Annotated in this window: 12 protein-coding genes; 3 read left to right on the plus strand and 9 right to left on the minus strand. The window is 62.2% G+C overall.

The features are described from left to right. Positions 1-20: 20 nt before the first annotated feature. The 9 genes from B5E41_RS16095 to B5E41_RS16135 all read right to left on the minus strand — a co-directional run bounded on the left by B5E41_RS16095 (position 21) and on the right by B5E41_RS16135 (position 9,345). Positions 21-956 (minus strand): dihydrodipicolinate synthase family protein, encoded by a 936-nt coding sequence (locus tag B5E41_RS16095; protein WP_088395163.1) that lies wholly within the window; start codon positions 954-956, stop codon positions 21-23. A 10-nt stretch (positions 957-966) separates the two neighbouring features. After that, positions 967-1,920 (minus strand): ABC transporter ATP-binding protein, encoded by a 954-nt coding sequence (locus B5E41_RS16100; protein WP_088395165.1) that lies wholly within the window; start codon positions 1,918-1,920, stop codon positions 967-969. Further along, a complete protein-coding gene (locus tag B5E41_RS16105) occupies positions 1,917-2,936 on the minus strand; it encodes an ABC transporter ATP-binding protein (protein WP_088395321.1) in 1,020 nt (339 codons plus the stop codon). The genes B5E41_RS16100 and B5E41_RS16105 overlap by 4 nt, the downstream gene beginning before the upstream one ends. Before the next feature lie 8 nt (positions 2,937-2,944). Continuing rightward, positions 2,945-3,862, minus strand: a complete 918-nt coding sequence (locus tag B5E41_RS16110) for a dihydrodipicolinate synthase family protein (protein ID WP_088395167.1) — start codon at positions 3,860-3,862, stop codon at positions 2,945-2,947. Between the two features lie 19 nt (positions 3,863-3,881). Next, positions 3,882-4,757 carry an ABC transporter permease gene (locus B5E41_RS16115; RefSeq protein ID WP_088395169.1) on the minus strand — a complete coding sequence of 292 codons (876 nt, stop codon included), beginning with the start codon at positions 4,755-4,757 and terminating at the stop codon, positions 3,882-3,884. A 3-nt stretch (positions 4,758-4,760) separates the two neighbouring features. Beyond that, positions 4,761-5,720 (minus strand): ABC transporter permease, encoded by a 960-nt coding sequence (locus B5E41_RS16120; RefSeq protein WP_088395171.1) that lies wholly within the window; start codon positions 5,718-5,720, stop codon positions 4,761-4,763. A 75-nt stretch (positions 5,721-5,795) separates the two neighbouring features. Beyond that, positions 5,796-7,382 carry an ABC transporter substrate-binding protein gene (locus B5E41_RS16125; RefSeq protein ID WP_088395173.1) on the minus strand — a complete coding sequence of 529 codons (1,587 nt, stop codon included), beginning with the start codon at positions 7,380-7,382 and terminating at the stop codon, positions 5,796-5,798. Then, complete coding sequence (locus B5E41_RS16130) at positions 7,379-8,110, minus strand: FadR/GntR family transcriptional regulator (protein WP_064821331.1); 732 nt, start codon at positions 8,108-8,110, stop codon at positions 7,379-7,381. The genes B5E41_RS16125 and B5E41_RS16130 overlap by 4 nt, the downstream gene beginning before the upstream one ends. Positions 8,111-8,334: 224 nt before the next feature. Continuing rightward, entirely contained in the window at positions 8,335-9,345 is a 1,011-nt protein-coding gene (locus tag B5E41_RS16135; protein ID WP_064826926.1) for a LacI family DNA-binding transcriptional regulator, read from the minus strand. Positions 9,346-9,660: 315 nt separating this feature from the next. Between B5E41_RS16135 and B5E41_RS16145 the strand changes: the two genes are divergently transcribed. The 3 genes from B5E41_RS16145 to B5E41_RS16155 all read left to right on the plus strand — a co-directional run bounded on the left by B5E41_RS16145 (position 9,661) and on the right by B5E41_RS16155 (position 13,301). Further along, the gene (locus B5E41_RS16145) at positions 9,661-10,647 is read left to right on the plus strand and encodes a sugar ABC transporter substrate-binding protein (protein ID WP_088395177.1); all 987 of its coding nucleotides are present in this window, start codon (positions 9,661-9,663) and stop codon (positions 10,645-10,647) included. Between the two features lie 112 nt (positions 10,648-10,759). Beyond that, positions 10,760-12,295, plus strand: coding sequence for a sugar ABC transporter ATP-binding protein (locus B5E41_RS16150; RefSeq protein ID WP_088395179.1), 1,536 nt, complete (start codon positions 10,760-10,762; stop codon positions 12,293-12,295). After that, positions 12,279-13,301, plus strand: a complete 1,023-nt coding sequence (locus tag B5E41_RS16155; RefSeq protein ID WP_088395181.1) for an ABC transporter permease — start codon at positions 12,279-12,281, stop codon at positions 13,299-13,301. Before B5E41_RS16150 ends, B5E41_RS16155 begins: the two co-directional genes overlap by 17 nt. Positions 13,302-13,522 lie beyond the last annotated feature (221 nt).

Below are 13,522 nucleotides of genomic sequence, written 5' to 3' on the forward strand. Positions count from 1 at the left end.
TTCGGTCTGCGTCTTGTCACCTACTGAGCGAAGAGCTCCGGGATGATCATGCGCGCGCGATCGCGCAGACTTGCCGCTTCTTGCTCGTCGATAAAGTGGTAAGGCCATCTCAGCCTGGTGGTGACCGGGCCCCAGTTGCCGATCGCGGCAAGCAGTTTGTCGAGCGCTGCATTTGAATAGCCGCGGTCACGGCGAAACGGGACGATGTGATCGTCCATGAAGGCGCAGATGCGGCTTTCGATATCAAGCGCTGCGTCCAGATCCCGATGCATCAGCTCTGTCCAGGCCTGGGCGCCGCGGGGATGAAGACAGGCAACATTCGAAAACGCCCCGGCAGCAACGCCCTGCTTTATGCCGGTTGCGAGATGGTGGCCGGGAATGAACAGCGAAAATTCGGAAAGATGCGCTCGTGCCTGCGCATACCAGGCGTCGTCGCCATCGGCGATCTTCATCCCGACCACTGACGGACAGGGGCCGCAAACCTCACGGAGCTCGGCTGGCGACAGGACACGTTTCGCATGCGGCGGATTATAAAGGATGAGCGGGGTTCCTTCCGCCGCCTCCGACGCGCGCTTCAGGAAGTCGGTGGCTTCGAGGTTGGTGAGCGGCCACCAGTCGGGGAAGATCACCTGGATCGCCAATGGCTTGTGAAAGGTTGCGCGGCGCAGCCGATCGAGCATGAGGATCGGATCGGGCTGGCAGGCGCCGATGACGAACGGCATTCTGGCCGCGCGGCAACGCGACGCCAGCACGTCCTGAATTCGCTCGTATTCCGCTTGCCGCTGATTGTGGAATTCTCCCGCGGTGCCATTCGAATAGATGCCGTCGACCTTGGCGGCGATCAGAATGTCGATTTCCTCGGCGAGATTTTGGAAATCGATGCTGTCGTCTTCGGCAATGGGGAGCAGCAGGCTAGCCCAGTTGCCCGCGATCGGGTGGCGGCGGGTGGTGGTCATCGCACGTCCCTCAGTTCAGGTCATCTCGGATACAGGCTTTGAAATGCCCAGGCTTCATTTCGCGCAGTTCCGGCACGGTCTCGCCGCAGGCGGGCAAGGCGTTCGGACAGCGCGTGCGAAAGACGCAACCGCACGGCGGATTGGCGGGGCTCGGAATATCGCCCTTGAGGATCTGGCGGTGGCGCGGCGCATCGGGATCGGGCGAAGGGATCGCCGAGAGCAGCGCCCGGGTGTAGGGATGCAGCGGCCAGGCATAAAGTGCAGCGCTTGGCGCGATTTCCATGATCCGGCCGAGATAGAGTACGATCACCCGGTCGCAGATATATTCGACCACGGCGAGATCGTGACTGATGAACAGCATGGTCAGCCCAAGACCCTGCTGCAGGTCACGCAGAAGATTGATCACCTGCGCCTGGATCGAGACATCGAGCGCGGAGACCGGCTCGTCGGCGACGATGAATTCCGGCGCGAGCGTCAGCGCCCGGGCGATGCCGATCCGCTGCCGCTGGCCGCCCGAGAACTCGTGGGCATAACGGTTAACGGCGTCCGTGGGAAGATCGACCTGCTCGAGCGCGGCGCGGGCGCGGTCCAATCGCTCTCTTGCCGTGCCGACGCTTTGAATCTTCAGTCCCTCGGTCAGAATTTCGCCGATTGTCATGCGGGGCGACAGGCTCGCGAACGGGTCCTGAAAAATATATTGCATCCGAGGCCGCAGGCGACGCATTGCCGATGAGGACAGGCTCGTGAGTTCGGTGCCGTCGAAGCGGACGCTTCCGGCGGAGGGTTCGACAAGCCGCAGCACTGATCGCCCGATCGTGGTCTTGCCGCTGCCGGATTCGCCGACCAGCCCGACCACCTCGCCCCTGCCGATATCGAAGGATATGGCCCGCAGGATGGTCAGCTTGGTTCCGCGGGACGTATAATCTTTCCCAAGGTCGCGGACGGAGAGAAGGGGCTCGCTCATCGGATCTCCTGCCAGCGAATGCAGCGGCTCTTGTGCCGCGAATTGACGTCGGCCAGCGGCGGCACAGCCACACGGCAGTCGTCAATGGCGAATTTGCAGCGGGGCTGGAAAGCGCAACCGGCGGGCATATTCATCAGGCTCGGTACGACGCCTGGAATGGCCGCCAGCCTTTCACCGGCCTGCTTCATCCGGCTTGCATCCCCGAGTTTGGGCATCGAGGCCAGCAGGCCGATCGTGTAGGGATGCCGCGGATTGCGGAAAACCTCGGCCACCGGCCCCGTCTCGACGATCCGTCCGGCATACATCACCGCTACCCGATGGGCGATTTCGGCGACGACGCCGAGATTATGGGTGACGAAGAGCATGGCCATGCCGCGCTCGCGCTGCAGCCTCTGCAGGAGGGCGAGGATTTGCGCCTGGATAGTGACGTCGAGCGCCGTCGTCGGCTCGTCGGCTATCAGCAGCGTCGGGTCGCAGGCAAGGGCCATGGCAATTGTGGCGCGCTGGCGCATGCCGCCGGAGAGCTCGTGCGGATATTGACCTGCACGGCGCCTGGCATCGGGAATGCCGACGCTGTCGAGAAGCGAGACGGCCGCATCCATGGCGGCTTTCCGGTTCGCCCCGCGATGAATGCGGATCGGCTCCGAGATCTGGTCGCCGATGGTGTAGACCGGGTTGAGGCTCGACATCGGTTCCTGGAAGACCATGCCGATATCATTGCCGCGAACAGCGCGCATGTCCTTTTCGGCGAGGTCGACGAGATTGCTGACGGTGCCATTCTTGCGCTTCAGATCAATACGGCCGGCGGCGATCGCACCGATATTGCGGGTCAGGAGCCGCATGACCGAAAGGCTGGTCACCGATTTGCCCGAGCCGGACTCGCCGACGAGCGCCAGCGTCTCGCCCGCCGCCACGCTGAGATCGATGCCGTCGACCGCCGTCACCTCACCCGAGCGGATGCGGAAGGCGGTCCGCAGCCCCTTGATATCGAGAATGGTGTCGGCGGTCTGTGGCATGGTGTCCATCAGGCAAGCAACCCGGTGGCGCGCAGGATTTCGTCGATCCTCGCCGTTTCGGCCTCGTTGAGAGCAGCGCGCGGGCGCGGCATCAGCGCCGTATCGATGATGCCGAGGCTCTTCATCGCCGCCTTGAAGGCGCCGATGCCGGCAGCGCCGCCGCTGACGCGGCCCGCCCCGACCCAGACGATTTCAAAGAGCCGGCAGAGCCGCTCCTGCTCCTTGCGGGCCGCGACCCAGTCGCCGCGCTGGGCGGCATTCCAGAGCCTGACGTAGCCATGCGGATCGACATTGGCGATGCCGGGCACCACGCCGTGGGCGCCCATCTGCAGCGCCGTGTCGACGACGATCTCTGAGCCGGTCATCAGGAAGACATCCTTGTTGCCGGCGAGATCGAGCAGCACATAGCGGAAATTGCCGTCATCGCCGCTCGAATCCTTGATGCCGATGATGGTTCCCTCCTTCGCCAGCGTCACGCTGGTCTGGCGCTGCAGTTTCACATGCACGCAGACGGGAATGTCATAGGCGATCAGCGGCACGTCGACCGCATCGCGGATATAGCGGAAGTGATCGATGGTCTCGGCCTGGCTGGTGACCGTGTAGAACGGCGCCGTCACGACAACCGCGTCGGCGCCGACCGATTTGGCGATCCTGGCATGGTTGATGACCCGGTCGGTGGTGGGATCGATGACCCCGACGATCAGCGGTACCCGGCCGTTGATGACCTTGGCCGAGTGCTCGATGATCTCTCGGCGGGTCTTTTCATCGTGGAAGATCACCTCGCTGGTCGAGCCGAGCACGAACAGGCCATGGCAGCCGGCCTCGATCAGGTTTTCCAGCACCCGCGTATAGGACGGGTAGTCGACGGTGTAATCCTTGTTCAACGGGGTTACGACGGGAGGAACGACACCCTTGAATCTGCTCATTTTCGCTTTCTTTCGATCGTCAGTTTAATTCGGCGCGAGGGTCGAAGGCATCGCGAAGACCATCGCCAATGAAGTTGATTGCCAGCACGGCAAGCACCAGAAAGCCGCCGGGAAACAGCCACTGCCAGGGATATTGTTCGAGCACGGCGGTGGAGCGGGCGGCATTCAGCATGTTGCCCCAGCTTGCCGCCGGCGGCGCAATGCCGAGTCCGAGGAAGGAAAGGCCGGCCTCGAGCAGGATGGCATTGGCGATCTGTAGCGTCGCGAAGACGACCAGGATGTCGATCGAGTTCGGCAGGCCATGGCGAAAGAGCAGGTGCGGCAGGCCCGCCCCCATGCCTCTAGCCGCCATCACAAAATCACGCTCGCGGAGTTCCAGCAGCCGCGAGCGCACCATGCGCGCCAGCAGCGGCCAGGAGAGCAGCGAGATGACAAAGACCGTCGGCCAGATGCCGGTGCCGGCGATCGAGGCGAGCACCAACAGGAAGATGACCGGCGGCAGCGTCATGACAAGATCGACGAAACGCATGGTGACCGCATCCGCAAAGCGGCCGGCAAGCGCCGAGACCGCCCCGACCAGGAAACCGATGATGGCGGAGATGACGGTCGAGGTAAGGGCCACCAAAAGCGAGATCCGTCCGCCGTCCATCACCCGGGCAAAGATGTCGCGGCCGACGCCGTCGGTGCCGAACCAGTGTGCGGATCCGGGCCGCGCATTCATCGCCAGAAGATCGATGTCGTTGGGTTTGAAGCTCCACCACAGCGGATAGGAAAGGATTGCCGCGATCACCAGCGCGATCATGCACAGGCCGGCAAAGGCGGCCCGGTTGAGCAGGAAGCGATGCAGGGAGCGCGCGATCGGGCCCGGACTGCGGGCGGGGCTTCGTGCCAGCATCACTCAGCCCACCTTGATCCGCGGATCGACCACCGCATAGGCGAGGTCGGTCAGGAGGTTGACGGCGATGACGCAGGCGCCGATCACCAGCGTCGAACCCATGATGAGAGGATAGTCGCGGCCTTCCACCGCATCGACCATCAGCAGGCCCATGCCGGGCCAGTTGAAGACGCTTTCAATGAAGATCGCCCCGCCGATTGCAAGGCCGATGGTCGAGCCGATCAGCGTGATGACGGGCAGCAGCGCATTGCGCAGGGCATGCTTGGTGATGACCCAGAATTCGAAGACGCCCTTGGCGCGCGCGGTGCGCACATAGTCCTGGTTCAGCACCTCGAGCATGGACGCGCGCATATAGCGCATGATCAGCGCCGTCTGCGCCACGGCCAGCAGGGTCGCCGGGAGGATGAGGTGGTGGAGGAGGTCGGCGACGGAAAACTCCCGGCCGGGCGTCAGCATGCCGCCGGAGGGCATCCAGCGGAAATAGACCGAAAACAGATAGAGGCCGACCAGCGCGCTTAAGAAGGGCGGGCTGGAAATGCCGGTGACCGCCAAGACCGACAAGGACAGGTCGGCGAGGGAGTTGCGGCGAACCGCGCTGACGATGCCGGTCGCGATGCCGGCGATGATCGCGATCGCGATCGCCGACCCCATCAGCAGAACCGTCGGGCCGACCCGTGACAGCACGAGGCCGAGCACCGGCTGGTCGGGCCGCTTGATCGAATAGCCGAGATTTCCCGTCAGCGCCTGCTGCAGCCAGGCGACATATTGCACCGGCAGCGGCTGGTCGAGGCCGAGCGTGACCCGCAGTTCCGCAAGATCCGACGCTGACATCGGCACGTTCGGGTCGATATAGGCGTCGATCGGATCGCCGGGGGTAAGGCGCAGCATGACGAAGATCAGCATGCTCAAGGCAAAGAGCATGGCCACTCCGATCAGCAGCCGCCGGAGACTGTATTGCAGCATGGAAAATCCGTTCCTGTGCGGGCGGACAGGTTCGTCGACCTGGCCGCGCCTGGCTCTATCAGGATGCGTGGCGCCCTATTCGGCGATCGCCCATTTTTCCGGATGCGCCTGGTAAGGGCCGCCGCCGGGAGCAGGCGTCCAGATGAAGTCCTTGAGCTTGGCGGAGGCGACGCCATAACGTTTCGCCACCCACAGCGGACCCCAGGGCAATTCCTTGTTCATCACCTTGCAGACCTCCTGGTAGCGGGCGGAGCGCTTGGCGGCATCCGTCTCGCTCAGCGCCGCGTCGAGCGCGGAGGTCAGCACCGGCATGCGCACGCGGGCGACGTTGGGGCCGGCCGGCGGGATCTGCTTCTCGTTGAGGCCGACATTGATGCTGCCCGGATCCGGGCCGTTCTGCAGGCCGGCGTAGACCATCTCAAACTGCGCGATGTCTGGCGTCGGGTTGAGCACGATGCTGTTATAGGTCGGCGTGTCGACGGCGCGCGGCGTGACGTTGATGCCGACCTGAGCCAGCATCGCCTGGACCGCGGCCATGACATTGGCGGCAAGCGGCGTCGTGTAATAGGTCAGAAGGGTGATCGGCTTGTCGCCATTGATCTGATCCCAGCCGGCTTCCTTCAGCAGCTGCCTGGCCTTTTCCGGATCATAGGCATAGGTCTCGATGCCCGCCGGCACCACCTGGTCGGCGATATAGGCGCAGTTTGCCGGTTTGGCGGCGCCGCCGTAAAGGCTCTGGATGATCGCGTCGCGATTGATCGCGTACATCACCGCCTGACGGACCCGGATATCCTTCCAGATCGGCGAGTCGTGGTTGAAGCCGAGATAGTTGACGACGAAGGAGTTGCCCTCGATGACGTGGAAATCCTTATTGTCGTTGAAGGCCTTAAGATCGTTGGAATCGACATAGGTGAACTGGATTTCGCCGGCGCGCAGTGCGGCGATCGCCGCCGCCGGATTGGCGAAATAGCGGTTGATGATCTTTTCCAAGGCCGGTTTGCCGCCCCGGTAGTCGGTATTGGCGGCAAGTTCGACATATTGATCGGTGACATATTTGCTGAACTTGAACGGTCCGGTGCCGATCGGCGCGGTCGACCACCAGCTGTTCTTGGCGAGCTGGTCTGCGGGGATCTGCGAAAGCGCGTGCTCCGGCAGCATCATCACCTTCGTCAGCGCGTCCATCAGGCTGGCCGACGGGGCCGACAGCTTGATGACCAGCGTCTTGTCGTCCTTGGCTTCGGCCGAGGAAACCGCGTTCAGGCGCGCCGCGAGAACCGAGCCGGTCTTGGCGTTCTTGGCAAGCTCGATGGTGAACGTCGCGTCCTTTGCGGTGAAGGGCTTGCCGTCATGCCATTTCGCGTCGGCGAGCTTGAACGTGTAGGTCGTCTGGTCGGGGCTGACCTCATAGGACGAGGCGAGTTGGCCGACGACCTTCTCGAGCTTCTCGTCATAGGTCACCAGCGGCTCGAAGTAGACGCTGAGCCAGGTGAAGCCGCCCGTCGCGGCGAGCGGGTTGAAATTGCCCTGGAAACCGCCGGGCCCGACATCGAAGCCGCCCGACAGCGTCGCTGCCCGCGCCGGGGCAGTGAAGGCAGGGATGGCGGTCGTCGCCATCATCGCAGCAAGCGCGATGGCGGATGATAATCTCAACAGTCCTTTCATTGTGCTCCTCCCACATTGGCACTTTTCTTATTGGCGGCGATCACCCGGGAAATGCCGTGGTAATGGCGGTCCAGGCGCTTCTGTGCTTCCGCGACGTCCCTTGCCTCGATGGCATCGACGATCGCCGCGTGATCCCTCCAGGTCGCGACGGGGTCGACATTGTCGAGGTTGACGAAATCGGACGCCTTGTAGAAGGCGAGCCAGAACACATCGATCAGCCGGGCAAGGGTCTCGTTGTTCTGGCAGCGGAACAGCAGGGTGTGAAAAAGCTGGTCTTCGTCAGCGAAGGATTGACCACGCTCGGCATGGACCCGCATGCGGTCCACGGTGGCGCGCAGCTCGGCGATATCGTCGCCGCCGATCATCTCGACCGTCTTGCCGATCAGGCCGACCTCCAGGGTCCGGCGGATCTCGATCACTTCCTCGATCTGGCGCAGGGCGCCGCCAAGGCCATAGGCGAGATTGTCGAGCAGCGGTTCGAATGAGAAAGCCTTGACGAAGATGCCGATGCCGCGGCGCGATTCCAGCACCCCCACGGATTCCAATGCCTTGATGCCTTCGCGCAGCGAATTGCGGCTGACGCCGAGCTGGTTCGCCAGGTCGGATTCGGCCGGAAGCGGCGTGCCGGGCTTTAATCCATTGTCGCTGATATAGGCGCGCAGGCTTTCCTGCACGGACACGTGGAGAAGAGGCGCGCGGGCGAGGGGCTTCATGGATTTCAGCGACATGCCATTCCCATTGGTCTGCAACGATGAGGATGGCTTAGACATATCCACTTGTAGGATATCCGTCAAATGGATTTCTTTGGGCACGCATATAGGACGCCTGGCTGGCATCGCGGCAGAAAAGGTGGATGCGTTTCGGCCAAGGCGCAGCCCGCGCTTCGGTCTGGACCGTGCGAGCGAAATCTAGGAATGGTGAAAGCCGAAGAAGCGCCCGGCGGCCGATCTGGTCAGTCGGGTTGCGGGGAAGAGGTCGTTTCCCCTTCCGAAAGTTCGCAGTCGAGCAGGATGGGATGGCCGACGCCGGGCGTCGGTTGCTTGTTCAACAGAACTGCGACGGCCGCTGCGGCAATCCTCTGAATCGGCTGCTTGACGGTGGTCAACCGCGGCGTCGTCATGCTCGACAGCGGAATGCCGTCGAAGCCGACGATGGAAAGGGCTGCGGGGATCGGGATTCCCAGATCGTGGGCCGCTCTCATGCAGCCGATCGCCTGCTGGTCCGAGCTTGCAAAGATGGCGGTCGGGCGTTCGCTGCGCGCCCGCGCCAGCAGATAGTTTCCGGCTGATCGGCCGCTTTCATAATCGAAAGCCGCCTCGGCGATCAGTTGCGAGGCCTGAATTTGCCCGTCGTCGTCGGATTGGCCCATCGCATCAAGGTAGCCCTTGAGGCGATCATTGGCCGGCACGGAATGCCTGGGGCCTGAAATGAAACCGATGCGGCGATGGCCGAGCTTAAGAAGATGTTCGACCCCGAGGCGCACGCCGCTGCGGTGATCGGAGGCGATGCCGGAATATCCCGGCATCAGGCGGTCGACGACGACGATCGGCAGGGCCTTCGGCAGCTTGAGCGTATGGAAATCATTGCTGGGCACGAGAATGATGCCGTCCACCTTCCGGCTTGTCAGTTGTCCGATGCGGTCGGCCTCCTTGGCCGCATCGTCAAACGACGTCATGACGATGATGTTGTAGCCATGACTTGCCGCCGCCTGTTCGGCGGACTGCACGAGTTCGGAGAAGAACGGATTGGTCAGATCCGGAATGACGATGCCGATCAGGCGGCTGACCTTGCTGCGCATGCTTCGCGCCGACGGGTCGGGCATATAGCCGAGGTCGTCGATGATGCGTCTGACGCGTGCCCTCAGCTCATCCGTCACCGAAGGGTGGTCGTTCAAGACCCGTGAGACAGTCCCGGTGGAAACGCCGGCAAGCTTGGCAACGTCTCGAATTCCGACCTTTGGCATAATGGAAGAACATGTCCCTTCATCTTCAGTTCGGGACCTCCGAGGGCACCCGATCGAGCCTTCAGCTAATGGTCTCCATCGCCTTCGTCAAACATGATGACATCTCCCATAGCATGGAGATGGGCCGCATTCAATGGAAACGGTTCATCGTCACAATCTGCAGAGAGCAGGGATTAATCACATTTTCCCCACTTACCTCCGGTTTCCAGCGCCTTGACAATCCATCGACGCGTTGTTACCCAAGTCTCGTTGGAAACGGTTCATCTACGAAGGCACTCAGGTGAGGATAGGCCCGGAACCGTTCGGAGGAGAGAAATGTCCCATTCTACTAAGCGTGATTCAGTCCTGATGAATGCGCCGCGCCGTGCGGCACTGAAGCTTGGCCTTGCCGGCACCCTGGTGCTCGCCTTGTCTTGCGGCGTGTCGCCCGCTTTTGCGGCCGGCAAGCCCAAGGTCGGCCTGATCATGAAGTCTCTGTCCAATGAGTTCTTCAAGCAGATGAAGGCCGGTGCCGATAAGTATGCGGCTGAGAACAAGGACAAGTTCGAGTTCAAGGCGGTCGGCATGAAGGACGAGCGCGATTTTGCCGCTCAGGTCGATGCCGTCGAGAACTTCGTGACGCAGAAATACGACATCATCGTCGTTGCCCCGGCCGATTCGAAGGCGATGGCAACGCCGCTTGCAAAGGCGGTCAAGGCGGGCGTCAAGGTCATCAACATCGATGTGCCGCTCGATGCCGATGCCAAGAAGGCCGCCGGTATCGACCTGGCATTCTTCGGCCCGGACAATCGCGAAGGCGCCAAGCTCGCCGGCGATGCGCTGGCCAAGGATCTGGGCCCTGGTGCGAAGGTTGTCATCCTCGAGGGCAATCCCGAGGCCGACAATGCCAAGGAACGCAAGGAAGGCTTCATGGACTCCGTCAAGTCGGGCAAGCTCGAGCTGCTCGACAGCAAGACCGCCCATTGGGAGACGGAAGAAGCCAACACCGTCATGACCAATTTCCTGACGAAGTATAAGGATATTCAGGGCGTGATGGCCGCCAACGACTCGATGGCGCTGGGCGTCGTCAAGGCGCTCGATGCAACCGGCAAGGCCGGCAAGATCAAGGTCGTCGGCTTCGACAACATCCCGCCGGTGCAGCCGCTGATCAAGGATGGTAAGATGCTTGCCACCGTCGAACAGTATGGCGCGCAGATGGCGGTCATGGGCATCGACTACGGTATGCGCGAACTTGCCGGCGAGAAATTCACCGGCTGGGTCAAGACCGACATCAAGCTCGTCACCGCCGGCGACCTCAAATAATCGGGTTGCCGATTTAAGGCCACAGGAAGCGCCGGCTGCCAAGCCGGCGCTGACCGCTGCCAGCCGATTTGCGTCTTGTGCGGAGGGTGGCCATCTCGAATTTCAACGGATCATGCACGAGGTGGACGTGTCAGACGCAGCAGACGACTACATCTTGAAGCTGGAGGGGATCGGCAAGCGTTTCCCGGGCGTCGTGGCGCTCAGAAATGTTTCCATGCGGATCGGCCGTGGCAAGGGCCACGTTCTCCTCGGCGAGAATGGCGCAGGCAAGTCGACCTTGATCAACCTGCTGGGCGGCGTCTTCAAGCCGGATGACGGGCAGATTTCTTTTGACGGCAAGCCTTATCATCCGGGCTCGCCGCTGGAAGCCTTCCAGGCGGGCATTCGCGTCATCCACCAGGAACTCCATCCCCTTTCCAATCTCACCGTCGCCGAAAACCTGCTTTTCGAGCATCTTCCGCGCCGATACGGCCTGGTGGACTACCGGAAAATGAACAGCCGCGCGGCTGAACTGCTGGCAGAAGTCGGCCTCGACGTGGCCCCGACGACGCTTGCCAGCCGCCTCAGCGTCGCGCAGCTGCAGCTGCTCGAAATCGCCAAGGCGCTCTGCTACGAAAGCAAGCTGCTCGTCCTCGATGAGCCGACGGCAACCCTGACCTCCAAGGAGGTCGACCGGCTGTTCGAGATCCTGAAGCGGCTGAAGGCGCGCGGCGTCACGACGCTTTATATCTCCCATCGGCTCGAGGAGATCTTCGAAGTCGGGGATGATGTCACGGTGCTGCGCGACGGCCAGCATGTCATCACGCGTCCGCTGGCCGGATTGGCCATCCCTGACATCGTCGAGCTGATGGTCGGGCGAACGCTCTCGGATCACGGCGTCTTTCGCAGTGACACCGCCGTGTTCGGCGAAGCGCTTGGCGTCTCCGGCCTGAAGGTGACACGCAACAGCCCGGAACTGTCCTTTTCCGTCGCCAAGGGCGAAATCGTCGGCATTGCCGGCCTTGTCGGCAGCGGCCGGACGGAAGCGGTGCGCGCCATATTCGGCGCCGACGCCAAAGCCAGCGGCGAAATCCGCGTCGACGGAAAGCCGGTTGCGATCAATTCGCCCAAAGACGCGGTTGCCGCCGGCCTGTGCCTGGCGACGGAAGACCGCAAGCTGCAGGGCCTGATGCTCGACATGAGCTGCGCGGAAAACGCCACGGTGACGGATCTCGGCAAGATCTCCCGCAAGGGGCTGATCAGCCGAAAGGCGGAGAACGGCCACGCCCAGCGTCTCGTGCGCGAGCTGCGCATCAAAACCCCGTCGATCCATCAGATGGTCAGGACGTTTTCGGGCGGCAACCAGCAAAAGGTCGTCATCGCCAAATGGCTGTTCCGCGGTCCCAAGGTGCTGATATTCGATGAGCCGACCCGCGGGATCGACGTCGGCGCCAAGGCGGAAATCTACGAGCTTCTGTGGAAATTTGCCGCCGAAGGAAAGGGCGTTCTGGTCGTATCCTCGGATCTGCCGGAGCTCATCGGCATCTGCCATCGCATCATCGTCCTGTCGGACGGCAAGATCGCCGGCGAAATAGCGCGGGATCAATTCGAAGAGAGCAGGATCCTCTCACTCGCTTACAAGGAGTACAGTCGTGTCCGGCAACATTGAAACCAAGATCGAAGCGAAAGAGACAGGCTTCTGGGACAAGCTCATCCGGATCTCGATGAAGGAGGCAGGCGTTGCCATCGCCCTCGTCCTGATCCTGATATTCTTCTCGGCAGCGGCGCCCTATTTCGCGACGCCGGAGAATTTCCTGAAGATCTTCGTGCAGATCGCCATCAACACGGTCCTCGCCTCGGGCATGACCTTCGTCATCCTGGTTGGCGGCATCGATCTCTCGGTCGGCTCGCTGCTGGCTCTTTGCACGGTCATCGGCGCGACGATCATGATCGACCCCAGGCTCTCGCCCTGGCAGGCGATCGTGCTCGCTTCGCTCGCCTCGATGGGCACCGGCGCGATCCTTGGCGCCATCAACGGCTGGGTCTGCGAAAAGTGGAAGCTGCCGTCCTTCATCGTCACGCTCGGAATGCTGAATGTCGCCAGCGGTCTCGCCCGCGTCGTCAGTGACAACTCCACCATCACCGGCCTGCCGCAGCCCTTTGTCGATTTCGGAAATCTGATCTTCTGGGGCATCTTCCCATCAATCTTTCTGATTGCGATCGTCGTCGTCCTCGTCGGCTGGTTTGTGCTGCGTTATACCGTGTTCGGGCGTTTTGTCTTCGCGATCGGCACCAATGAAGAGGCTGTGCGGCTGTCGGGACATGAGCCGAAACGCTACAAGATCGCGGTGTTCACCATCTCCGGCCTGACTGCCGGCATCGCGGCCATGGTCTATCTGCTCCGCCTCAATGTCGGCAGTCCGGTTGCGGGCATCGGCTATGAGTTGAATGCGATCGCCGCGGTCATCATCGGCGGAACCAGCCTCTCGGGCGGCAAGGGCTCGATCGTCGGAACGCTGGTCGGCGCCTGCATTCTGCAGGTGCTGTCGACGGGATTGCAGCTGCTGGGGGCCGACGACAACATCAAGCCGATCGTCATCGGCGCCGTCATCGTGCTTGCCGTTATCCTAGACAGCTATCGCGGCCGGTTGATGCGGATACTCGAAACGCGGTGACCGATCGCCAAGCGTGGGACTCTGAGGTCGCATGGCGGCGTGCAAAGTCGAGGCAGGCCGTCAAACTCCTGCCACATGCCCTGCATTAATTCGACGCGACTGCATATGTCTTATGATCGGAATTGATTTAAGGATAATGCTGCAGCAGCTCAAAGCCTAGCCGCACCCTTGGCGCATCTGAGAAGATGCGCGGCGCTGCGGTAACCGCGTCGATGGAGATC

It is taken from the genome of Rhizobium esperanzae, from assembly GCF_002204185.1.
Classification (GTDB): Bacteria; Pseudomonadota; Alphaproteobacteria; order Rhizobiales; family Rhizobiaceae; genus Rhizobium; species Rhizobium esperanzae.